Origin of the sequence: Streptomyces sp. NPDC092952 (genome assembly GCF_044754785.1) — a bacterium.
Taxonomy (GTDB): Bacteria; Actinomycetota; Actinomycetes; order Streptomycetales; family Streptomycetaceae; genus Streptomyces.
The window spans coordinates 161,334-183,016 of the sequence record NZ_JBIVPT010000010.1 but is presented as its reverse complement, the minus strand read 5'-3'; the positions used below and the strand labels follow the sequence as shown (position 1 = coordinate 183,016).

At 73.6% G+C, this 21,683-nt stretch carries 19 protein-coding genes; 4 read left to right on the top strand and 15 right to left on the bottom strand.

Translation table 11 applies throughout. The annotated features are described in order from the left end of the window. The first annotated feature begins 34 nt into the window (after positions 1 to 34). Entirely contained in the window at positions 35 to 541 is a 507-nt protein-coding gene (locus tag ACIQGQ_RS23925; RefSeq protein ID WP_402398678.1) for a MarR family winged helix-turn-helix transcriptional regulator, read from the top strand. A gap of 159 nt (positions 542 to 700) precedes the next feature. After that, positions 701 to 2,542: a BTAD domain-containing putative transcriptional regulator gene (locus ACIQGQ_RS23920; protein WP_402398677.1), complete on the top strand. Its 1,842-nt coding sequence runs from the start codon at positions 701 to 703 to the stop codon at positions 2,540 to 2,542. A gap of 35 nt (positions 2,543 to 2,577) precedes the next feature. Here the strand turns inward: ACIQGQ_RS23920 and ACIQGQ_RS23915 are convergent, their stop codons facing one another. Further along, a complete protein-coding gene (locus ACIQGQ_RS23915) occupies positions 2,578 to 3,117 on the bottom strand; it encodes a hypothetical protein (RefSeq protein WP_402398676.1) in 540 nt (179 codons plus the stop codon). Next, entirely contained in the window at positions 3,114 to 3,953 is an 840-nt protein-coding gene (locus ACIQGQ_RS23910; protein ID WP_402398675.1) for a 4'-phosphopantetheinyl transferase family protein, read from the bottom strand. Before ACIQGQ_RS23910 ends, ACIQGQ_RS23915 begins: the two co-directional genes overlap by 4 nt. A 241-nt stretch (positions 3,954 to 4,194) precedes the next feature. On the opposite strand from ACIQGQ_RS23910, the gene ACIQGQ_RS23905 reads away from it, so the two are divergent. After that, on the top strand, positions 4,195 to 5,205 hold the full coding sequence (locus ACIQGQ_RS23905; protein WP_402398674.1) for a TauD/TfdA family dioxygenase: 1,011 nt from the start codon (positions 4,195 to 4,197) through the stop codon (positions 5,203 to 5,205). A gap of 184 nt (positions 5,206 to 5,389) precedes the next feature. Here ACIQGQ_RS23905 and ACIQGQ_RS23900 read toward each other — a convergent pair whose 3' ends face one another. The 11 genes from ACIQGQ_RS23900 to ACIQGQ_RS23850 all read right to left on the bottom strand — a co-directional run bounded on the left by ACIQGQ_RS23900 (position 5,390) and on the right by ACIQGQ_RS23850 (position 17,943). Continuing rightward, a complete protein-coding gene (locus ACIQGQ_RS23900) occupies positions 5,390 to 7,957 on the bottom strand; it encodes an FtsX-like permease family protein (RefSeq protein WP_402398673.1) in 2,568 nt (855 codons plus the stop codon). Then, complete coding sequence (locus ACIQGQ_RS23895) at positions 7,957 to 8,742, bottom strand: ABC transporter ATP-binding protein (RefSeq protein WP_402398672.1); 786 nt, start codon at positions 8,740 to 8,742, stop codon at positions 7,957 to 7,959. Before ACIQGQ_RS23895 ends, ACIQGQ_RS23900 begins: the two co-directional genes overlap by 1 nt. A gap of 218 nt (positions 8,743 to 8,960) precedes the next feature. Further along, a complete protein-coding gene (locus ACIQGQ_RS23890; RefSeq protein ID WP_402398671.1) occupies positions 8,961 to 9,749 on the bottom strand; it encodes a 4'-phosphopantetheinyl transferase family protein in 789 nt (262 codons plus the stop codon). 35 nt (positions 9,750 to 9,784) lie between these two features. Beyond that, positions 9,785 to 11,161 (bottom strand): nucleotide pyrophosphatase/phosphodiesterase family protein, encoded by a 1,377-nt coding sequence (locus ACIQGQ_RS23885; protein ID WP_402398670.1) that lies wholly within the window; start codon positions 11,159 to 11,161, stop codon positions 9,785 to 9,787. After that, positions 11,158 to 12,339: a metabolite traffic protein EboE gene (gene eboE, locus ACIQGQ_RS23880; protein ID WP_402398669.1), complete on the bottom strand. Its 1,182-nt coding sequence runs from the start codon at positions 12,337 to 12,339 to the stop codon at positions 11,158 to 11,160. Before eboE ends, ACIQGQ_RS23885 begins: the two co-directional genes overlap by 4 nt. 12 nt (positions 12,340 to 12,351) lie before the next feature. Continuing rightward, the gene (locus ACIQGQ_RS23875) at positions 12,352 to 13,209 is read right to left on the bottom strand and encodes a TatD family hydrolase (RefSeq protein ID WP_402398668.1); all 858 of its coding nucleotides are present in this window, start codon (positions 13,207 to 13,209) and stop codon (positions 12,352 to 12,354) included. Positions 13,210 to 13,263: 54 nt separating this feature from the next. Next, positions 13,264 to 13,923, bottom strand: a complete 660-nt coding sequence (locus tag ACIQGQ_RS23870; protein ID WP_402398667.1) for an EboA domain-containing protein — start codon at positions 13,921 to 13,923, stop codon at positions 13,264 to 13,266. After that, positions 13,920 to 14,801 (bottom strand): sugar phosphate isomerase/epimerase family protein, encoded by an 882-nt coding sequence (locus ACIQGQ_RS23865; protein ID WP_402398666.1) that lies wholly within the window; start codon positions 14,799 to 14,801, stop codon positions 13,920 to 13,922. The genes ACIQGQ_RS23870 and ACIQGQ_RS23865 overlap by 4 nt, the downstream gene beginning before the upstream one ends. Then, positions 14,798 to 15,790 carry an SCO3242 family prenyltransferase gene (locus ACIQGQ_RS23860; protein WP_402398665.1) on the bottom strand — a complete coding sequence of 331 codons (993 nt, stop codon included), beginning with the start codon at positions 15,788 to 15,790 and terminating at the stop codon, positions 14,798 to 14,800. Before ACIQGQ_RS23860 ends, ACIQGQ_RS23865 begins: the two co-directional genes overlap by 4 nt. Beyond that, positions 15,787 to 16,974, bottom strand: a complete 1,188-nt coding sequence (locus tag ACIQGQ_RS23855) for an inositol-3-phosphate synthase (protein WP_402398664.1) — start codon at positions 16,972 to 16,974, stop codon at positions 15,787 to 15,789. The genes ACIQGQ_RS23860 and ACIQGQ_RS23855 overlap by 4 nt, the downstream gene beginning before the upstream one ends. A gap of 177 nt (positions 16,975 to 17,151) precedes the next feature. Continuing rightward, the gene (locus ACIQGQ_RS23850) at positions 17,152 to 17,943 is read right to left on the bottom strand and encodes a Tat pathway signal sequence domain protein (protein WP_402398663.1); all 792 of its coding nucleotides are present in this window, start codon (positions 17,941 to 17,943) and stop codon (positions 17,152 to 17,154) included. Positions 17,944 to 18,314: 371 nt separating this feature from the next. On the opposite strand from ACIQGQ_RS23850, the gene ACIQGQ_RS23845 reads away from it, so the two are divergent. Further along, complete coding sequence (locus ACIQGQ_RS23845) at positions 18,315 to 19,217, top strand: hypothetical protein (RefSeq protein ID WP_402398662.1); 903 nt, start codon at positions 18,315 to 18,317, stop codon at positions 19,215 to 19,217. A 77-nt stretch (positions 19,218 to 19,294) separates the two neighbouring features. On the opposite strand, the gene ACIQGQ_RS23840 is transcribed toward ACIQGQ_RS23845, so the two are convergent. Together ACIQGQ_RS23840 and ACIQGQ_RS23835 are read right to left on the bottom strand one after the other, a co-directional pair. Beyond that, positions 19,295 to 20,707, bottom strand: a complete 1,413-nt coding sequence (locus ACIQGQ_RS23840) for an MFS transporter (protein WP_402398661.1) — start codon at positions 20,705 to 20,707, stop codon at positions 19,295 to 19,297. Then, positions 20,704 to 21,681 (bottom strand): ornithine carbamoyltransferase, encoded by a 978-nt coding sequence (locus ACIQGQ_RS23835; RefSeq protein WP_402398660.1) that lies wholly within the window; start codon positions 21,679 to 21,681, stop codon positions 20,704 to 20,706. Before ACIQGQ_RS23835 ends, ACIQGQ_RS23840 begins: the two co-directional genes overlap by 4 nt. Positions 21,682 to 21,683 lie beyond the last annotated feature (2 nt).

The window sequence follows — 21,683 nt, the reverse complement described above, 5'->3', positions numbered from 1 at the left end:
GAAATATAGCTTCCTTGGAAGCTATGCTGGGGCGGTGAACGACTACGAGGACCACGTCGCCCGGATCCAGGCCGAGTGGGCGCGTGAGCGCCCGGACGTGGACGTGGGCCCGCAGGGGGTGATCGGCCGGCTCCACCGCCTGGCCGCCCTGCTGACCGAGCAGTTGTGCCTGGTCTACCGGCGGCACGGGCTGAACGAGGGCGAGTTCGACGTCCTGGCGGCGCTCCGCAGGGCCGGGGAGCCCTTCGAGCGCGCCCCGGGCGAGCTGGCCGCGTTCACCATGGTGACCACGGGGGCGATGACCAAACGCCTCGACCGGCTCGAACGCGACGGGCTGGTCGCCCGGCGCCGGTCGGCCGAGGACGGCCGGGGGCGGGTGGTCGCGCTCACCGGTGCGGGACGGGAGCTGTTCGACCGGGCCTTCACCGACCACATGCGCAACGAGCGCCGGATGCTCGACGAGCTCGCCCCCGACGAGGCCGCGCACCTCGAAGTGCTGCTCACCGCCTGGCTGGCACGGGTCGAGCCGCCGCCGCGGTGACCTGGTCCGACCTCTTGCCCCTGCCCGGTCCGCGGCCGCGTCCGGGGTGGTTCCGGCCTCCGGTATCGACATCCGGCCGATGGCGATAACCCATGGATAAGGGCGCCGCCTACCTTCGGACGGCATGCAGGAGGCTCAGACCTGAAAGGGGTTTGCCGCATGGACTTCCGGATTCTCGGGCCGGTGGAGGCCCGGCGTGACGGAGACCGGATCGCGTTGTCCGGCTCCAAGGTGCACACGGTCCTCGCCGCGATGCTGCTCGCGCACGGGCGGGTCGTCTCGGACTCCAGACTCGGCGCGCTGCTGTGGGGGTGGGACCCGCCCGTCACGGCGAGCGCGCAGATCTACACGTACATGTCGCGGCTGCGCAAGCTGCTCGGCGACGGGGTCGAGATCGTACGGCGGCAGCCGGGATACGTGCTGCGGGCGCCCGGCGCCCGGATCGACGTCGTCGAGTTCGAACGGCTCGACCGGCTCGGCCGGGAGGCGCTGCGGGAGCGGCGGCACGCCGACGCCCAGCGGCTGCTGACCGGGGCGCTGGGGTGGTGGCGCGGTCCGGCGCTGTCGAACGTGACCGAGTTCCTTCTGGAGGCGGAGCTGCCGCAGCTGGAGGAGGCGCGGATGCTGACGCTGGAGAACCGCATCGAGGCGGATCTCGCGCTGGGCATGCACGAGCAGGTGACGGCCGAGCTGACGGGCCTGGTCGGTGAGCATCCGGTGCGGGAGCGGCTGCGCGCCCAGCTGATGACCGCGCTGTACCGGTGCGGGCGGCAGGCCGACGCCCTCCAGACGTACTACGAGGGGCGCAAGGTGCTCGTCGACCAGCTGGGGGTGGATCCGGGCGAGGTGCTCGGGGCGACGTACCAGGCCGTGCTGGGCGGGGAGCTGGGGTTGCGAGGTGCAGGGGCAGCGCGGGGGCGGTCCGATGCACCCACCATGCTTCCGGCCGCCGAGGGCGGGCTGGTCGGCCGGTCCGCGGAACTGTCCCTGCTGACGTCGCGGCTGGCGGCCGGGACGGACCGGCCCCGGCGCCTGCTGGTGACCGGGATGGCGGGGGTGGGCAAGACCGCGCTCGCCGTACGGGCCGCCGAGAAGAGCGCGGACCGTTTCCCCGACGGTCAGCTCTTCGCCGAGCTGTGCGACCGGGACGGCACGCCCAAGGACGTCGGCGAGGTGCTGGTGCGGTTGCTGCGGGCGCTGGGCGAGCCCGGTCTCGACGGCGGCTCCCCGCCCGGCCTCGACCGCGACGAGCTGGTCCGGCTCTACCGTGCGCGGACCTCCGGCAAACGGCTTCTGGTCGTCCTCGACGACGCGGTCGGCGACCTCCAGGTGGCACCGCTGCTGCCCGTGGGCCCGCAGGCCGCGGTGCTGATCACCAGCCGGGCCCGGCTGGCCCGGGTGGCCGGGGCGGACACCGTGGCCCTCGCGCCGCTGGACGACGACGCGTCCCTGGCGATGCTGGCCGAGGCGGCCGGTGCGGAGCGGCTGGACAGCGACCCGGACTCCGCCGACGACCTGGTCGCCTACTGCGGGGGGCTGCCGTTGGCGCTGGCCGTGGTGGGCGCCCGGCTCGCGGCGCGGCCGTCGTGGCCGGCCCGCCGGTTCGCCGACCGGCTCGCCGATCCGGCCGAGCGGCTCGCCGAGCTGTCCTTCGGTGATCTGGACGTGCGGGAGGCGCTGCTTCCGTCGGTGCGGCGCATGGCCGCCAGGGGGCCGTCGGCGCTGCGGGCACTGTCCGGCGCGGGTACGGAGCCGTTCTCGGCCCGGGACGCCGGCGAACGCCTCGCGGTGTCGGAGGACGAGGCCGAGCGGGTGCTGGAGTCGCTGGTGGACACCGCGCTGCTCGACCTCTCGGGACTCGACGCCGAGGGGCTGCCGCTGTACCGGTGCCATGAACTGGTGCTCCTGTACGCGGCGTCGCTGGACCCGGCGGAGGCCGGACCGGTCGTCCCGGCCCGGCGCCGGCCCGCCGCGCACGACAGCGCCACCGCGGTCGGATGACCGCGGTGGCCGGTGGGTCCGCGCCGTCCGCGGTGTCACCACGTGCCGCGGGTCCAGGAGTACGTCGGGATCTCGGGGACGAGCGCCGGGGCGATGGTCTCGCGGACCACGGTCCACGCGTCGGCGACGACGCGTTCGCGGGGCGGCCGGGCGGCGGGGCCGAAGGCGGCCGCGGTGACCGCCCACATGGCGGCGACCGCGGCGACGGCCCGCACCTCGGCGGAGGGCTTGGCCGGCACGGCGCGCCCCCGGCCGACGTCGATACGGAAGCCGAGCTCGGCGGCCTGGGCGGCCCGCACCTCGTGGGCGACCGGGCCGTCGGGGCGGCCGAACACGGCCGAGGACAGCGGGTGTTCGTAGACGGCGCGCACCCAGGAGGAGACCCGGACGCGTTCGCGCTCCTCCCAGCCGCCGCGCGCGGCGGGACCGGGGTCCGCCTGCTCGACGGCGGCGGCGAGCTCGGCGAAGTACCGGGTCAGCCCGGTGTCGTCGGGCTCCCCGGGGCGGTCGGCGCGCGGGGCGCCGGTACGGGCGGCCGGGGGCAGCGGGGCGGTCTCCAGGGGATGCGTCGTCATGACGGGCGGCTTCCTTCGGTGTCGGGCCGGCCGGTCTCGTCCGGCGGGCCGGGTACGGAGTGGATGTGAACGGGGCCGGGCGGGGCGGTGCCGGGCGGGCGGGCGAGGGCGGCGACCACCCGGTCGTCGAGCCGCAGGTCCTGCACCGACCAGACGGTGGTCCGGCCCGAGTGCGTGTGCAGGACGCGGACCGGTCCGTGCCGGGCCGGCCAGGTCTCCAGCCGGTTCAGCTCGGTGCCCACCAGTCCCAGCCCGGCCGCCTTCACGACGGCCTCCTTGCGCGTCCAGACGCGGTGGAATCCGGCGTCGCGCACCGGTCCGGGCGGCAACGACCCCAGATGGGCGCGTTCGTTGTCGGTCAGCACCGAGTCGTGCAGCGAGGCCCGGCGCATGGGCCGCACCGCCTCGACGTCGACCCCGAGGGCGTGGCCCTCGCCGACCGCGAAGACGCCGCACCCCGCGGTGCGGGACATGCTGACCGCCCACGGCACCTCGGGACGCTCGATCACCGGCGGGCCGTGACCGAGGTCCCCGCAGCCGGGGCACCGGCGCCGGCCCAGCTCGATGGAGTGCGGCGCCACGAGCAGTAGTTCGGACAGCGCGCGGCGCGCCCCGGCCCTCGTGTGCACGAAGGCGGCCGCGTCCCGCTCGGCCAGCAGGGTGAGCGCGCGGTGGAACTCGTCGGTGCCCAGCAGCGCCAGGTCGTCGGGGACGACCCGGTGCGGCGGCCGCCACCACCAGACGTGGACCGCACCGGCGAGATCCGGCGTCCCGGGCGCCGCCCGGGACGGCTGCCGGGTCCCGGTGTTCTTCGGTGTTCCGGGTACGAACGCCATGGACTGCCCCCATTCTCATTTCTTCGAGGCCCGGTCGGGCTCTCGTGATTCCCGTGGCCTCCGGTTCCTCCGCCCGGACGGCCGGGCGGACAGGAATGCCACGGTGCGATCGTCCGCCCGGCGGCTACGGGCCGCCTATATGCGCCCGGGCGGTCGCCCGGCACCGAATTCCCCGTAGGGCCGCGATAGCACCTCCTCGGAAACTGGGCCGGTAAAGTCCGAGCGACCCGAGGATGTCCACATGTCCGAGACCCATACGCTTTCCCTGCCGCTTTCCGCGGTGGCGGCCGGCACCGTCGTGGAGCTGTCGCAGGCCGAGCGGAACACGCTCGTCGCCGTCGCCGAACAGCTGACCCCGAAGGGCTCCGCGAACGGCAGGATCGATGACCCGCACTGGCTGGACGCGGCGCGCGAGGCCTCCGTACGGCTTCCGCACCGGCTGCTGTCGGCGCTGCGCGCCTTCCGTCACGACGCGGGCCCCGACGGGGTCCTGCTGCTGCGCAACCTGCCGGTGGCGGCGGAGGTCCCGCTGCTCCCGACGCCGGCCGTGAAGGGGTCGGTGGAGCGTCTTCCCACGGTCGCCGCCTCCGTCATCACCACCGCGATGCTGCATCTCGGAGAGGTCATAGCATTCCGTAACGAAAAGACGGGTGCGCTCGTGCAGAATGTCGTTCCCGTTCCGGGGAGCGAGTCCTCGCAGAGCAATGCGGGTTCCGTTCTCCTCGAACTCCATACCGAGAACGCATTCCACGACAACCGCCCGGATTTCGTGGGTCTGCTGTGTGTGCGGGAGGACCCCACGGGCGACGCGAAGCTGTGCACGTCCTCGATCCGCCGCGCGCTCCCGCTGCTTTCCGAGCGGGCGCGGACCGTACTGTCCGAGCCGCGGTTCCTGACCGAGCCGCCGCCGTCCTTCGGCGCCCTGGACAGCGTGACGCCCGCCCACGCGGTACTCAACGGCGCCCCGGAGGACCCGAATGTGCTGGTGGACTTCTCCGCCACCCATCCGCTGGACGACGAGGCCCGCCGGGCCATGGCCGAGCTGCGGGACGCGTTCATGGCGACGATGTCGGCGCTGTCGCTGCGCGTCGGCGACCTGGCCGTCGTCGACAACCGTCTCGCGGTGCACGGCCGTACCTCGTTCACCCCGTCCTACAACGGTGCGGACCGCTGGCTGCACCGGGTGTACGCGCACCTGGACCACCGGCGCAGCCGGGTGGACCGGGCGGGCAACGGTGCGGTCCTCGGCTGAGCGGGCCGCGCACACGACGTCCGGGTCCGCCGGACAGGCCGAGGGGCCGGCCCCGCGACAGGGGGCCGGCCCCTCGGCCGTTCACGTGCGGCCAGCGGTGCGGCGGCGGGGGGGAAGACGACGGGAAAGGGGGTACGGGAGCGGACTCCCGTACCCCCTTGGGGTGGTGGTGCGGCGATCGGGGCTACTGGCGGGCGCTGATGACGTCCGCCGGGCGGCCGCCGAGCGCGAACCGGCCGGGGACCAGCGTCGCCAGGGCGGTGAGCACCGTGGCGAAGCCGAGGACCCCGAGGAACATCGGCAGGTCGATGGAGGGCTGGGCGGCGCCCGTCATGCCGACGCTGAAGGCGGTGAGCACCGCGAGGGCGATGGCCGTGCCGAGTACCGCGGCGACCAGGACGATCAGCGCGGTCTCGATCCTCAGCATCGACATCACCTGGCGGCGGGTCGTACCGACGAGCCGCAGCAGGGCGAACTCGCGGGTGCGGTCCGAGACCGACATGGCCAGGGTGTTCACCACGGCGATCGCGGTGAACGCGATGATCAGGCCCATGGCGAGGTAGTTGACCTCGGCGTTGGACTGCTGGACCTCGGCCTGTACGTCGTCGACCTGGGTGCGGTCGAGGATGCCGATGCCCGGGAAGCGCTCGAGGGCGCCGGTCAGCTGTTCGCGGCCCGCCTTGCCGTCGCCGGCGGTCTTGACCAGGACGGAGGAGGCGAGCGGGTTGTCGACGTGCCGGGCGATCAGGTCGTGCGACATGGTCAGGTCGCCGAAGCCGAGGCCCCGTTCGTAGACGGCGGCGACCTTCAGCCGGACCACGGTGGAGTCGCCGAGCGTCACCTGGAGCGTGTCGCCGGGCTTCTTGCCGAGGTGGTCGGCGGAGACGTCACTCATCGCGATGCTGCCGTCCCCGAAGCCCTTGAGGCTGCCGCGGGAGACGTCCGGGTCCCAGGTGGTGGTGAGGCCCTGCGCGGAGATGCCCTGTGCCGGGTACTTGTCGAGGCCGACGCGGACCTGGGTGCGGACGATCTCGGTGACCTGGGTGACGCCCGGTACGCCGCGCAGGGCGTCGGTCGCCCCGGCGGGGACGCCGGGGCCGTTCGAGGCGACCACCCAGTCGGCCTTGTTGCCCGCCTTGGCCTGGGCCGAGGCGGCGTCGCCCATGGTGGTCTGGACGAACAGGACGGTGCAGGCCATACCGATGAGCAGGACCAGCGGGGTGACGGCGGCGGCCATCCGCTTGGCGTTGGCGCGGGCGTTGGCGGTCGCGAGGTGGCCGCCGACGCGTGAGAACTTCAGCGGGACCCCGAGGATCGCGACGGCGATGCGGGCGATGACCGGGCCCAGCAGCGAGACCGCGACGGCGAGGACCACGACGGACAGGAACGTGACGGGCTGCGAGGCCGGCTCGGTGCGCAGGAAGCCCAGCAGGACGACCACGCCGATGCCGAGGGCCAGGACGAGGACGCCGCCGCCGAGGCGGCCCCACGCGAAGTGGCGCTGTTCCATGGCGGCCTCGGACAGGGCCTCCGCCGGGCGGATGCGGGCGGTGCGGCGGGCGGAGATGCGGGCCGCGACCCACGCCCCGAGCAGGGCCGCGCCGATCGCGGCGGTGAACGGCACGAAGCTGAAGGTGAGTTCGAGGGTGTCCGGGATGGCCTTGAAGTCGATGAACTTGCCGTGCAGCCAGTACGCGATGGGCAGGCCCGCGGCCGAGCCGAGGGCGCCCGCGAGGCCGCCGATGATCAGGGCCTCGCGGCCGATCAGCTGGCGGACCTGCTTGGGGGTGGCGGCGATGGCGCGCAGCAGGGCGAGTTCGCGGTAGCGCTGCTGGATGGAGAGGGCGAAGGTGCCGACGACGACGAGGATCGCGACGAGCAGCGAGGTGCCGCCCATGGCGCCGCCCATGGAGACGAGCTTGACCCGGGCCTTGCCCGCGTCGAGGAACTCGACGGGGCCGCGCTCGCCGCCGGTGGCGACGGCGTACTTGCGGCCGTCGTCGGCGAGGGCCTTCTCCGCCTGGTCGGCGAGTTGGCCCGCCGAGACGCCGGGCTTGGGCAGCAGGCCGACGACGGCGACCTGGCCGGCCCGTCCGGAGAGGTCGCGGGCGGTCTCGTCGGAGAAGAACAGTGAGGTCTGCTGGTGCAGGTCGCCGTCCTTCGCCGCGGCGATGCCGCTGACCTTGTACGTCGTGGGGGTGCCGGTGGACTGGACGACGAGGCTGCTGCCGGTCTTGAGGCCGGTGCGGCCGGCGAGTTCCCGGTCGAGGACGACCTCGTCGGTGGTTGCGGGTGCTTTGCCGTCGATCAGTTCGAACGGGGTCAGTGCGGCGGAGGACCAGGCGTGCCCGTAGGAGGGCTTGCCGTCGACGCCGGGCACGATCCGGCCCTGGGGGCCGACCGCGTACGCCGGGAAGTTCGTCTCGGGCACGGCCTTGCGGACACCGGGTAAGGCGGCGAGGGTCTCGGTGGTGCCCTCGGGCAGCCAGACCCGTTCGGCCAGCGGCTTCGCCTTGTGCTTCTCCTTGACCTTGCCCTTCTTCTTCTTGACGGTCGTCTGGTGGACGTTCTGGTCGGCGCCGACGATGACCGGTGCGGCGGCGTAGCGCTCGGTGGCGATGGTGCCGCGCAGGCCGGTCTCCAGGAGGATGCCGCAGGCGGTGACGAGGGCGGCGGCGCAGAACAGGGCGAGGAAGGCTCCGATGAAGCCGCCCTTCCTCGCCTTGAGCGTCTGCAGTGCGTAGCGCAGCATCAGGCCCACGCTCCCAGGTGTGTCATGCGCTCGGCGACGCGGTCGGCGGTCGGGGCGTCCATCTTTCCGGCGATCCTGCCGTCGGCGAGGAAGAGGACGGTGTCGGCGTACGAGGCGGCGACCGGGTCGTGGGTGACCATGACGACGGTCTGGCCGGTCTCGTTCACGCAGTCGCGCAGCAGGGAGAGGATCTCCTTGGCGGTCACGGTGTCCAGGGCGCCGGTCGGCTCGTCGCCGAAGATGACGTCGGGCCGGGTGATGAGGGCGCGGGCGATGGCGACGCGCTGCTGCTGGCCGCCGGAGAGTTCGGCGGGGCGGTGGGCGGCCCGGCCGGCCAGGCCGACGCGGGAGAGGATCTCTTCGAGCCAGTTGCGGTCGAGGCTCTCGCCGGCGAGGCGCAGGGGCAGTTCGACGTTCTCGCGGACCGACAGGGACGGGATGAGGTTGAAGGCCTGGAAGACGAAGCCGATGCGCTGGCGGCGCAGTTTCGTCAGCTGGGTCTCGTTCATGTCGTTGAGCTGGGTGTCGCCGATGTAGGACTGGCCGGTGGTGGGCTTGTCGAGGCCGGCCGCGCAGTGCAGGAACGTCGATTTGCCGGAGCCCGACGGGCCCATCACCGCGGTGAAGGAGCCTCTCTCGATCCCCACGGAGACCCCGTCCAGGGCACGTACGCCGCGGTCGTTCTTGCCGTACACCTTGGTCACGTCGGCCAGGCGAAGGGCGTACCCCCGGTTGACCGTGTTGTAGCCGTTGTCGAGTGAGGGGCGGCTCGTCTCGGTCACCATGTTGCGACCTGTCCTCTCGGTAGTGCGGTTCCGGGGTTCGTGGGATGGATTTCGAGCGTATATGGCGTCGCGTCGAGCATGGTCCGTACTTCTATATTCGATCTACTTCGGTTCGTTTCAGGGCAGTTGACCAGGGATTTGCCCGGGTGGCGGGGTGTTGGGGCCGGGTACGGCCTCGCGCCGCGGGAAGGGGTTCCCGCGGCGCGAGGTTCCCGGTGTCATGCCGGGGTGTGGATGCGGACCGGGCCCGGGGGTCCGGTCCTCGGGCGGGCCACGGCGGCGGCCCATGGGCCGCCGGTGCCGATGTCGGTGACCTGCCAGTGGGTTTCCTCACCGCGGTAGCGGTGCACCACGTGGACTGGGCCGTCCTGTGCCGGGGCGACGTCCAGGGTGTTGAGCGGCATGCCCAGCAGGCCGAGGCCGACGGCCTTGACCACCGCCTCCTTGCGGGTCCAGGCCCGGTGGAAGGCGGCGTCCCTGGCCGGGCCCGGGGGCAGGCCGAGGATGTGGGCGCCCTCCGAGGCGGTGAGGACCACCTCGGCCAGGCCCGCGGGTTCGACCGGCCGCAGGGCCTCCACGTCGACCCCCACCCAGGTGCCCGCCCGTACCGCGAGGGCTCCGGCCCCGGCGGTGCGGGACAGGCTGACCGCGAGCGGGACCGGTGGCCGGGTGACGGCCGGCGGGCCGTGTTCCGGGTCGCCGCAGCCGGGGCAGATGCGCCGGCCGAAGGCGACTTCCTCCGGTTGCACTCCGAGCAGTCCGGCGACGGCCCGTCGGGCGGCGGCCCTGGTCGCGGTGAACGCGGCGGCGTCCGCCTCCGCGTGGAAGCGTTGGGCGCGGCCCCGTTCCACCTCGTCCAGGACGGCGTAGTCCGCCGGGTCGGTGCGTGCGCCGAGCGGCCACCACCACACGTGGGTCTCTCCCGATTCCCGCATCCGGCCGACCGCGTCGAGCGCCGGGCGGGGTATGCGCACCTCGCTGATCGCGGTGTTCCGCCGAGGTGTCATCTGGCCTCCTCTCGATCCTTTCGATACGGCCGGTCTCAGGCCAGGTCGTTGAGGCGCAGGAGCAGGTCCTTGACCTCGGTGGCGTGGTAGCGGTCCCGTTCTTGCCGGGGGTCGGAGCACAGCAGCAGTGGTCCGTCCCGGTGGTCCTGGGGCAGCCGTCCGTGGCTGCCTCTGACGTGGGCCGGGTCGAGCGGCACCACGGTGAGTGGTGCGCGCATTCCGGCCTTCTTGCGCAGCAGGGTGAGTGCCGCCTTCGCCTTCACCGCCTTGTCGGCGGGGTCGAAGAAGAGTTCGGCCGGGTCGTAGCCCGGCTTGCGGTGGATCTCGACGCCGCGTGCGAAGTCGGGGGCGCGGGTGTCGTCGAGCCAGTAGTAGTAGGTGAACCAGGCGTCGGGTTCGGCGACGGCGACGAGCTCGCCCGCGTTGGGGTGGTCGATGCCGTAGGCGGCCTGTTCGGTGCGGTCCCAGATCTCGTCGACGCCTTCGGTGTGTTTCAGGACGTCGCGGACGCGCGGGATGTCGGCGGGGTCGGCGACGTACACGTGGGCGGCCTGGTGGTCGGCGACGGCGAAGGCGCGGGAGGTGCAGGGGTCCAGGTACTCCATGCCGCGTTGGGTGTACACGGAGAGGAGGCCTTCGCGGCGCAGTGCGCGGTTGATGTCGACGGGCCGGGAGACGGGGCCGATGCCGTATTCGCTGAGGGCGACGACGGTGGTTCCGCGGTCGCGGAGGTCGCCGAGGAGCGGGGCGAGCGCGGCGTCGGCCTCGCGGGCGGCGCGTACCGCCCGGGGGCTGTCGGGTCCGTAGCGCTGGAGGTCGTAGTCGAGGTGGGGGACGTAGATGAACGAGAGGTCGGGGCGCCGGGTGTCGGCGACGTGGCGGGCGGCGCCGGCGATCCATCGGGTGGAGGCGATGGAGGCGGTCGGTCCCCAGTAGTTGAAGAGGGGGAACTCGCCCTGGCGGGTGGTGAGTTCGTCGCGCAGGCCGGCGGGTTTGGTGTAGCAGTCGGGGGATTTGCGGCCGTCGTAGTGGTAGACGGGTCGCGGCGTCAGTACGGTGTCGACGTCCGCGCCCATGGCCCACCACCAGCAGAGGTAGGCGGTGGTGTGGTCCGGGTTCCGGTTCCGGGCGGCCTGCCAGACCTTCTCGCCGGCGACCAGGGCGTTGTGCTGGCGCCACATCATGACCTCGCCGTGGTCGCGGTGGTACCAGCCGTTGGCGACGGCGCCGTGGTCGCGGGGCAGCAGGCCGGTGGTGAGGGTGGCCTGGACGGTGGCGGTGACGGCGGGGAAGACGGTGTCGAGGCGGGCGGTGAAGCCTTCCTGGCCGATGGCCGCGACGTGCGGCATCTCGCCGAGGAGGCGGGGGGTGAGGCCCACGGTGCACAGGACCGCGACCTGGTGGGTGTTCATGGTGTGTCTCCCCCGTGCTCGGTGAGGCCGAGGCGGATCAGTTCGCCGTGCGTCCATTCCAGTTCGGCGGCGATCCCGGCGGCGATGCCGGCCGCTCCGGTGGGCCGGAGTCCGGCCGGCAGGACGTCCCAGGTGTAGGTCTCGACCTCGATGTGGTCGGTGAGGGCGCGTTCTCCGCCGAGTACCGCCCGCAGGGTCTCCTGCAGGGAGTCGCTGGTGGTGCGCAGCGGCGGCTCGGGCTGGTCGTGCAGGGGTACGTGGTAGTGGATGCGCCAGGGGGCGTCGCCGGGCAGGGCGCCGGCGAGGGCGGGGGCGAGGTCGTCGGAGCCGTGGAGGGTGTTGTCGGGTCCCTGTTCGCGGACCTGGTGCAGGAAGCGGGGTTCGGCGAAGGGGCGCAGTGCCTCGCGGGTCTCGGTGGCGGCGGGTGTGTCGGCGACGAGGGCGGAGGAGGCCTGGAGTTTGACGATGGGTACGCCTTCGGCGACGAGGGCGGCGACGGCGCTTCGGGGGTCCTCGTGCTGGACGGCGAGGTGGCAGGCGTCCAGGCACAGGCCGATCCAGTCGTGGTCGGCGCCGGCGATGGCGTGGGCGGCCTGGGTGGTGGTCTCGGCGACGCAGCCGGGTTCGGGTTCCAGGCCGACGCGGATGGTGCGGCCGGTCTCGGCCTCGATCCGCTTGAGTCCGGCGGCCAGGTCGTCGAGGTGCCGGGCGGCGGTGGAGCGCTGCACGCCGGTCCAGGGGGTGCGCCAGGCCAGTGGCAGGGTGGATATGGAGCCGTGGGCGGCGTCCTCGGGGAGCAGTCCGGCGAGTACCTTGGCGAGGTTGAGGGTGTAGGTGAGGCGGGCGGGTTCGGACCAGTCGGGGAAGTAGACGCCGCGTTTGACGACGGGGCTGTGGAAGCCCCGGTAGGGGAAGCCGTTGAGGGTGACGGTCTCCAGGCCCCGGGCGGTCAGGGCCCGGCGGAGTGCGGCGGTGGCGTCGGGGTGGTCGGCGAGGTGGTGGGCCACGTCGGCGGGGAGCCAGAGGCCGAGGCCGACGAGGTCGGCGCCGAGGTGCTGGCGTACTTGTCCGGCGTGGTCGGTGAGCTGGGCCGTGATGCCGTCGAGGGTCTCCGCCGGGTGCACGTTGGTGCAGTAGGCGAGGTGGATGGTGGTGGAGTCCGGGTGGTGCAGACGCATGATGTATCGACCTCAACTGCCGCCGCGGGCAATCGAGTTTCCGGCGTACAGCCCCGCGGCCTGCACATCGTTGTAACCGTCCAGGTCAAGCCTGCCCGACTGCCCGTAGAACGTGATCGGATTGCGCCACATGACGCGGTCGACATCATCCTCGTCGAAACCGGCTTCGAGCATGGCTTGTGCGGTGATCCTCGTGAGCAGGGGGTCGCTGTGGCCCCAGTCCGCCGCCGAGTTCACGAGCATGTGTTCCGTTCCGTACTTTTTGAGGATGCCGACCATCCGCTGCGGGGTCATCTTGGTGTCCGGGTATATGGAGAACCCCATCCAGCAGCCGGTTCCGACCACTTCGGTGACGGTGACCTCGTTGAGGTGGTCGAGGACGACGTGTCCGGGCCGGATGCCGGATTCCTGGATGACGGCCAGTGAGCGGGCGGTGCCGCCGGCCTTGTCGCGGTGCGGGGTGTGGACCAGTGCGGGCAGTCCGAACTCGACGGCGAGGGCGAGCTGGGCGGCGAAGGCGTGTTCCTCGGCGTCGGTCATGGTGTCGTAGCCGATCTCCCCGACCGCTACGACGGAGTCCTTGGCGAGGTAGCGCGGCAGCAGGTCGAGCACGGGGGTGCAGCGCGGGTCGTTGGCCTCCTTCGGGTTGAGTCCGATGGTGCAGTGGTGGCGGATGCCGAACTGGGCGGCGCGGTAGGGCTCCCAGCCGATCAGTGCGTCGAAGTAGTCGGTGAAGCTGGCCGGGTGGGTGCGTGGCTGGCCGAGCCAGAAGGCCGGTTCCACCAGGGCGCGGACACCTGCGTCGTACATGGCCCGGTAGTCGTCGGTGGTCCGGGACGTCATGTGGATGTGCGGGTCGAATATGCGCATGGCCGATCTCCGTCGGGGTGTGTGGCCCGGTCCCTCGCGGGCCGGGGGCGGTGCTCAGCTGTGGTGGGTGGCGATCAGCCACAGGTCGGCGGGGACGGTGCGGCCCGCCGCGCGGCGTTCGGCGGCGAAGCCGGCGGCCATCCGGGCGAGTTCGGCGTCCCGGCGTTCGTGCAGTCCGGCCACCTTGGCCAGCGGGATCCCGGTGAAGAGGCATTTGAGGACGGCCTGGCGCCAGCGGTACTGGTCGAGGTGGGCGTGTGCGTAGGGGCCGAGGGCCGCGGCGATGAGCCGGTTGTCGTTGGTGCGCAGCGCGTCGTCGGTGAGGTGGAGGGCGTGTGGTCCCAGTGGCAGGAAGGGCAGGGCGCACAGGACGCCGCGCCGCTCCGCCGCGTCGCCGGTGCGGTAGCGGTCGGTGAGCTCGTGGGCCAGTTCCGGTCCTTCGAGGTCGAGCCGGGTGAGGAGCCGGGTGCGTACGCCGTCCTCGATGCTCCAGCCGGCCCAGCCGGAGAGGCGGCCCCGGCCGTAGACGCGGCCGGCGGCGGGGAAGCGGCTGTCGAGGGCGGCCGGTCCCTGTTCGGTGACGGCTTCGAGGTCCCGGGCGAGGCGGGCGCGGTGGTCGTGGCCGAGGGCGGAGCCGAGCCCCTCGGCGAGGGCGCGCAGGGTGAGGGTGTGGTGCACGGTGGCCGGGGCCACCGTGGTCGTCGGTGCTGTCATACCGGTTCGGCCTCCTTCGGCAGGGCTGCGGTACGCAGGAATTCGATGCTGTGGCGGGCGGTCGCGGTGGCCGCGTGGCTGTGGCGGGGCAGTTCCACGGAGACCAGTCCCCGGTAGCCGGCGGTGGCGAGGGCGCGCAGGACCGGCGGGAAGTCGATCTCGCCCTCGCCGAACGGCAGGTGTTCGTGGACGCCGCGGCGCATGTCCTCGATCTGTACGTGGGCCAGGCGGTCGGATGCCAGTTCGATGCAGTGGGTGATGGTGTGCGGTTCCAGGCACCGGCAGTGGCCGATGTCCAGGGTGAGGCGGAGGCGGTCGGGGCGGCCGAGGTCGTGGTGGAGTCTGCGGTAGCCGGCGAGGTCGGCGACGAGCATGCCGGGCTCGGGTTCGAAGGCGAGGTCGATCCCGGCGGCGTCGGCGTGCGCGAGGGTCTCGGCGCAGCCGTCGACGAGCCGCTGCCAGGCCTGTCCGGGGGTGGTGCCGGGGTCCGGGGTGCCGCTCCAGAGGTGGACGGCCCCGGCGCCGAGTTCGGCGCCGATGCCGAGGGCGCGGCGCAGCAGTCCCAGGCGCAGTCCGCGGCCCTCGGGTTCGGCGGAGAGCAGGGTGGGGCGGTGTTTGCGCCAGGGGTCGAGGAGGTAGCGGGCGCCGGTCTCGACGACGACGGCGAGGCCGGTGGCCTCCAGGGCGCGGCGGGTCTCGGTGATGCGCCGGGGCAGGTCGTGGGCGTAGGGGTCGAGGTGCTGGTGGTCCAGGGTGAGGGAGACGCCCTGGTAGCCGAGGTCGGCCAGGACGCGCAGCGCGTCGGGCAGGCGGTGGTCGGCGAAGCCGTTGGTGCCGTAGGCGAAGCGCAGGCCGGCAGGGGCCGGTGGGTGGCTCATGTCGGGGACACCTTCCGGGCGAGCCGGCCCGCCAGGGGCAGGGCGGCGACGAGCGGCAGGGCGAGCAGGGGTGCTCCGGCGCGGGCCGCCAGGGCGGCCTGGAGGGGCAGCAGGGCGTGGATGCCCGCGCCGACGGCGGCGCGGACGCGCGGGGCGCGGGGGTCGCGGACGACGGAGGCCTGGGCGCGGGTGCAGGTGCCCGCGTAGGTGGCGAGGGCGGTCGCGGTGACCAGGGCGTCGACCGGTTTGCGGGCGGTGAGCAGCGCGGCGACGGAGGAGGCGGCGGGGGCGCCGAGGTGGGCGCTGCCGGCCGCCGCCGAGGACAGCCTGGCGGTGGCGGTGGTGGTGGCGGTGGTGCGGGGGCGGGTGGTGGCCAGGAGGTGGGCGGTGCCCGCCGCGGTGATCGCGGTGGTCGTCGCCAGGGAGAGTTTCGGCTCGCCGGGGGGTGCGCCCTCGACCTCGTGGCGGCTGAGGCGGGTCACCGCGAAGGTGTGCGCGGCGACGGCGCCGGCGGCCGGGAGTGCGGCGGTGGCGTGTCCGGGGCGGGTGCCGTGCAGGACGTCCAGGGCGCGGGCGGCGGCCATGGCGGCGGGGCCGAGCGGGGTCGTCTTGAGGCCGAGGTCGTAGGCCCAGACGGCGGCGGCCAGCGGCAGGGTGCGGCGCAGCAGGGTGCGGCGGCCGCCGGCGAGGGCGCCGAGGGCGAGGCCCGCGCCGGTGAGGGCGGTGGCGGTGGCGAGGGCGGCGCGCGGGGTGAGGCGGCCGGAGGGGATGGGGCGTTCGGGGCGTTCGGTGGCGTCCTGGGCGCGGTCCGCCCAGTCGTTGAGGGCCATGCCGGCCCAGTACAGGGCGACGGAGGACGCGGCGAGGCCGGTGGTGCGGGCGAGGCCGGGGCGGCCGGCGGCGAGTGCTCCGGCGACGACGTCGCCGGGGACGGTGATCGCGGCGGGGGCCCGGACCAGTTCCGCGTAGGTGCGCCAGGTGGTGGTCATCGCGGGCTGCCCGTCGTGACCGGGACCGGGGCGTTGGCCCAGGCGGTCAGGGTCTCGTACTGGAGGGTGAGGTTGTGTTCGCGGGAGCCGGCCGGGTCCTTGAAGAAGAAGCCGAGCGCGGTCAGTGCCCCGGACTCGCCGCGGCGGCGGCCGTGGGCGGCCAGCCGTACGAGGTCCAGGACGAGGGGGGCGGCGAGGGCGGAGTCGCAGCCCTGCCAGGTGAACTGCATGGACATCCGCACGCCGAGGAAGCCTTCGAAGGAGATGTGGTCCCAGGCGGTCTTCCACTCCCCCATCTCGGGGACGTTGTCGATGTGGACCTGGCCCTGGACGGGGTGGCCGACGGTCTCCTCCAGGCTGCGCTGCTTGGACTCGGTCTTGCTGCGGGCGGCCTCGGGGTCCTGGAGGGTGGCGCCGTCGCCGCCGCCGAGGAGGTTGGTGCCGGACCAGGAGCGCAGGCGCAGGGCGCGCTGGGTGAACATCGGGGCGAGTGCGCTCTTGACGAGGGTCTCGCCGGTCTTGCCGTCGCGCCCGGCGTGCGGGACGCCGCAGGCGCGGGCGAGCTGCTCCAGGGCGGGCAGCGAGGCACCGGCGGACGGGGTGAAGTTGACGTAGGCGCAGCCGGCGCGGAAGGCGGCGTACGCGTACAGGGAGCTGGGCGGCAGCAGGTCGGTGGCGGTGGCCAGGACCTCGTCGAGTTCGGTGAGGTCGAGGAAGGCGGGGTCGGGGTCGGGCAGGGGTTCGGTGGAGGAGACGTTGACGACGACGACCTGTTCCAGGGCGTGCCGTTCGCGGAAGGAGACGATGTCGGCCGTGAGGCGTGCGGCGGCCCGGGCCTGGGGTTCGCCGGGCCGCTGGGAGCCGTCGCGGATCTCGCGGTCCGCGGCCTCCAGGGCGTCGTGCACGCCGTCGGGGAGGGTGGCGGGCAGGACCCCGGCCCGGGCGAGTTGCCCGGCCCTCGCCGTGAGTGGGACGGACACGAGGTCGTGCCCGCCGAACACGAGGTCGGCGAGGGCCGGGAGTGATGCGTCGCGGAACGGGGGGAGGTCCGTGACGCATCCGTCACTGGAGGCGCTGCCCGCGGCGATCGCGGCGGCGCCGGCGGTCGCGGCCGTGGCGACCGAGCCTCGTGCGCCGATCATCCAGACGCCGATGCGGGGGGAAGTTCCGGTCGTGGCTCGCATGGTGGGCTGTGCCTCCTGTGTCGTGCGGGGGTGGGGTGCGCGGTCCGGGGTGTGCGGGGGCCTCCTGGGGCCCGTCCTCGGAGTGCCGCCCGCCGTGCGGTGCCCGGTACGCGCGGCGGCGCGTCGCCGGGGTCGTCCCCGTACGCCGCACGGCAGGCGGCAGGTCCGAGGCAGGGCCTAGAACGTGCCCATGTCGGCCGGGTACGGGTAGGTGTCGAAGGCCTGGTCGAGCTGGTCGGGGGTGCGGTGCAGCCACTTGCGGGTGAGGCCGTCGACGGTCCGCCGGGGCAGGCGCTTGTTGTCGTTCGCGTCGATGGCCGGCTGGGCGAGGGCCTGGAGCTCCCAGGCGAGGCCCGCGAGCCGGTTGATGTGGGTCCACCACGTGACGTCGATGTCCAGCAGGCGGAAGCCGGCCAGGAAGGGCTGCCAGCGGTGGTAGGCGTGGGTGAAGTCCGGCGGCGTGAAGTTCATCATGTGGACCTTCTCGCCGGGCGCGCGGCGCGGGTCGAACAGGACGCCCTGGCCGAAGTCCTGGAAGGCGCGGACCAGGCCGCGCGGGTCGTCCCCGTAGAACTCGCGGTAGACGTCGCGCTGGACGTCGGAGAGCAGGACGAAGGCGTCGCGGTTGGGGCGGACGAGCTCCAGGAAGCTGCGCGGGTAGCGGCCGCCGGAGCGGGTCTCGGCCCAGGCCGTGTCGACCTTGGTGAAGCCGCCGAACGGCTTGACGATGGCGGCGACGGCCTCGGACGACTCGGGCGTCGGGTTGAAGTAGAAGCGCTCGTCGTACTCGTACCAGAACTCGTTGGCGCGGCGGTCGCCGACCATGCCCGGTACCTCGGGGAACTCGCTGCGGGGCCGGCCGTGCGCGGCCGCCGGCGGGGCGCCGGCCACTGTTACCGCGGCCGCCGCCCCGGCGATGCCGACGGCGGTCCTGAGGACGCCCCGGCGGTCCATGGTGTTCTGCGGCATCGGTGGTTCTCCTTCGTCGGTGGGCGCGTTGGGGAGGACTTCGGTGATGCACCGACTCTCACAGTCCGGACTATGTGCGTCCTATACCGGGCCGGCGGGGCGTACTGCCTGGTCACGTGGGGGTTCGGCGGGTGTCGAAGCCGCCTCGATGCCTGGACGATATGGCCACGGATTACGTTCTTCCGGAAAGCGGATGTACGCATCACTACATCGTTTTCCGGCCAAGTAAGCGGCCAGTACCGGTCACTGCCCCCACCAGTGAAGGAGTCACTGTGGTCACGCTCACCACCACCCGGGTCCGACGGAAGGACACGGAGGACAACGGGGGTCTCCCCCGATTACACGGCCCCCTCGCCTGGTGCGCGGGGGCCATGGCACTGCTCGCGGCGACGGCCGCCGGCGGCCTGTTCCTCGACGGACGCACCGTGCTGGGTGAGGGGGTGTGGCTCAAACCCCTGAAGTTCGCGGTCTCCTTCGGCCTGTACACGATCACCCTGGCGTGGATGATCGGCCGGACGGAACGCTGGCGGCGCACCCTGCGCCGGCTCGGCACCGCCACCGTGGTGCTGTTCGTCGTTCCGGAGATGTCGATCATCACGTTCCAGGCGGCACGGGGCGAACGCAGCCACTTCAACGTGTCGTCCGTGCTCGACGAGGTGCTGGTCAAGGCGATGGGCGGCGCGGCCTACGTCGGCTGGACCATGACGCTGCTGCTCGGGGTCTTCCTCCTGTGGCAGCGCACGGTGGACCGGCCGCTGGCCTGGGCCGTCCCGATCGGGCTGTCCGTCTCCCTGGCGGGCATGTCGATCGGCTATCTGATGACCAGTCCGACGGCCGCGCAGCAGCGGGCCGTGGACGCCGGGGAGCATCCGGACACGGTCGGCGCGCACAGCGTCGGGGTGCTGGACGGCGGTTCCGGTCTGCCGCTGACCCACTGGACGACCGGTGGCGGGGACCTGCGGGTCGCGCACTTCGTGGGTCTGCACGCGCTGCAGCTGCTGCCGCTCGTCGCCCTGGGCCTGGGGATGCTCGCGGGACGGGTGCCGCTGCTGCGGGGCGAGGGGACGCGCACGGCCCTGGTCGCCGTCGTCGGCGCCGGCCATGCCGGGGTCACCGCGCTGCTGCTCTGGCAGGCGGAGCGGGGACAGCCGCTGCTCCAGCCCGACCGGCTCACGCTCACCGTCGCCGCGTGGCTCGTCGGCGCGGTCGTGGTGGCCGTCGCCGTGGTGCTCGCGGCGGCGGCGCGCGGGCGGGGTGGACCGTCCAGGAGATGACGGCTCCCGGTACGCACGGGAACGGGGGGCACCGCGGACGCGGTGCCCCCCGTTCCCTTTTCCGTGGGCCGGGCCGGTCAGCCGGCCGCCGCGAACGGGCCCCGGCGCAGGGCCGGGGAGACCAGCGCGGCGAGGGCCGTCAGGGCCATCGCGAGGCTGAGTCCGAGGACGGTGCGGGTCGGGCCGAGGCCCTCCAGGGCGAACCCGGCCGCGACCGGTCCCACGGCCATCGCGCCGCCGCCGACCAGCATGGCCAGGGAGTTGGCCCGCCCGCGCATCTCGTCCGGTGCGATCCGCACGAGGTAGACGCTGCCCGCCACGTTGAACACACCGCCCACGTAGCCGCTCAGCGCGAAGATCGCGCCCAGGGCGTAGGGGTCGCGGAGCACGGCGACGGGCACCATCAGCAGCGCCCAGACCGCCAGCCCGCCGATCACCAGGGCGCGCATCGAGAGGCGTTCGGTCCACCGGCCGCCGCTGAGCGCCCCGACCAGGCCGCCCGCCCCGCTGAGCGAGAGCACGGCGCCCACCTGGAACTCGGTGCCGCCCGCCGACTGGATGCCGGACATCACCGCCAGGTTGAGGCCCTGGAAGAGGATGTTGGAGACGGCGACGGCGGCCATCACGGCCCGCAGGAAGCGCTGGCGCCACATCCAGAGGAGTCCGGCGCGGACCTCGGCGGCCAGCGCGGTGCGGGGCGCCTGGCCGCGGTCCCGCTGGAGCCGTCCGCGTACCCCGAACAGGCAGGCGACGGCGGCCAGTTGACCGGCCGCGGCGGCCACGAACGGCAGTGCGGAGCCCAGGGTGACCAGTCCGCTGCCCAGCGGCTGGCCCGCGATGGCGGCCCCCCGGGTACGGGCCTCGTTGCCGGTCATCGCGGCGCCGATCTGCTCGGGCGGCACCACGGCGGGCACGGCGGCCCGCTCGGCCAGCTGGAACAGCACGCCGAGGGTGCCCTCGACGAACGCGGCGGCCAGCAGCGCCCACAGCAGTACCTGCCCGCTCAGCAGGAGCGCGGCGACCGCGCCGGCCACCACCGCCTGGCCGAGCCCGGCCGCCAGCATGACGCGCCGCCGGTCCCAGCGGTCGACGAGCGCGCCGCCGGGCAGCTGCACCACGAGCTGCGGCAGCAGCAGCGCGGTCCCCACCAGTCCGGCGTCGCCGGGCGACCCGGTCGCCCACAGGACGGCCAGCGGGTACGCGACGGCGGTGGCGCGCCCGGAGAGCAGCGAGAGGCCGGCGCCGCCCCACAGCAGGCGGTAGTCGCGGTTGCGCCGCAGCGGTACGGGCGCGGCGGCGTCCTTCCCGGCCGGGGCGGGCCCGGCCGTCCCGGGGGGCCGCTCCTCGGGCACGGCACCGGCGCCGGTGCCGGTGCCGGTGCCGGTGCCGGTGCCGGTGCCGGTGCCGGTGTCGGTGTGCTGCTCGGCCAGGAGCCAGGGCACCACCGCCGGGTCGGCCGGGGCGGGTGCGGGGCCGGTCGCGGGCTTCATCGCGCGGCCACCAGCTCGCGGCCGGCGGCCGGGGCCGTCGCGGGTGTCCCGGGCCCGTTCGCGGTGCGGACGAACTCCAGGACCGCCATCGCGCTGTGCATCTTGTTGGTGGCCTGGGCGAAGGCGATGCTGTGCGGCCCGTCCAGTACCTCGGCCACGACCTCCTCGCCCCGGTGGGCCGGCAGGTCGTGCATGAACACGGCGTCCGGGCTGGTCTCCCACAGGGCGGGGGTGACCTGGAAGGGGGCGAAGAGGGTCCGCCAGTGGGGGTCGGGCTTGCTGGTGCCGGTGGTCTGCCAGCGGGTCGTGTAGATCACGTCGTAGCCGCCGGCCAGTTCCTCCATGTCGTGGCGTTCCGTCAGGGTGGCGCCGGTGCGGGCTGCTCGGGCGCGGGCCCGGCGCACGATCGCCCCGTCGAGGCCGTAGCCCGGCGGGGTGCGGACCTCGAAGTGGACGCCGGGGAAGCGGGTGAGGGCGAGTGCGAGGGCCGCCGCCGTGTTGTTGCCCTCGCCCGTGTACAGGATGCGCAGGCCGTCGACGCGGCCGAAGTGGCGCACCAGTGTGGTGAGGTCGGTGAGTGCCTGGGTGGGGTGTTCCTCGGCGGTCATGGCGTTGACCACGGACATGGTGCCCTGCCGGGCCCAGCCGCGCAGTTCGGCCTCGGGTCCGGCGGTCCGGGCGACGAGGACGTCGAGCATCCCGGACAGCACCCGGCCGGTGTCCTCGGTGGTCTCGCCGGTGTTGAGCTGGAGGTCGCCGGGCCCGTAGGAGACGAGGGAGCCGCCCAGGCGCAGCGATCCGGAGGAGAAGGCGGTGCGGGTGCGGGTGGAGGTCTTGGCGAAGTAGACGCCGACCACCTGGCCGTCCAGCGGGAGGGCCCGCCGGGCGGGGCCGGCGGAGAACTCGGCGCCGCGGTCCACGATCCGCCGCAGCTCCGTGTCGGTGAGGTCGTCGATGGAGATCAGATGGCGCATGG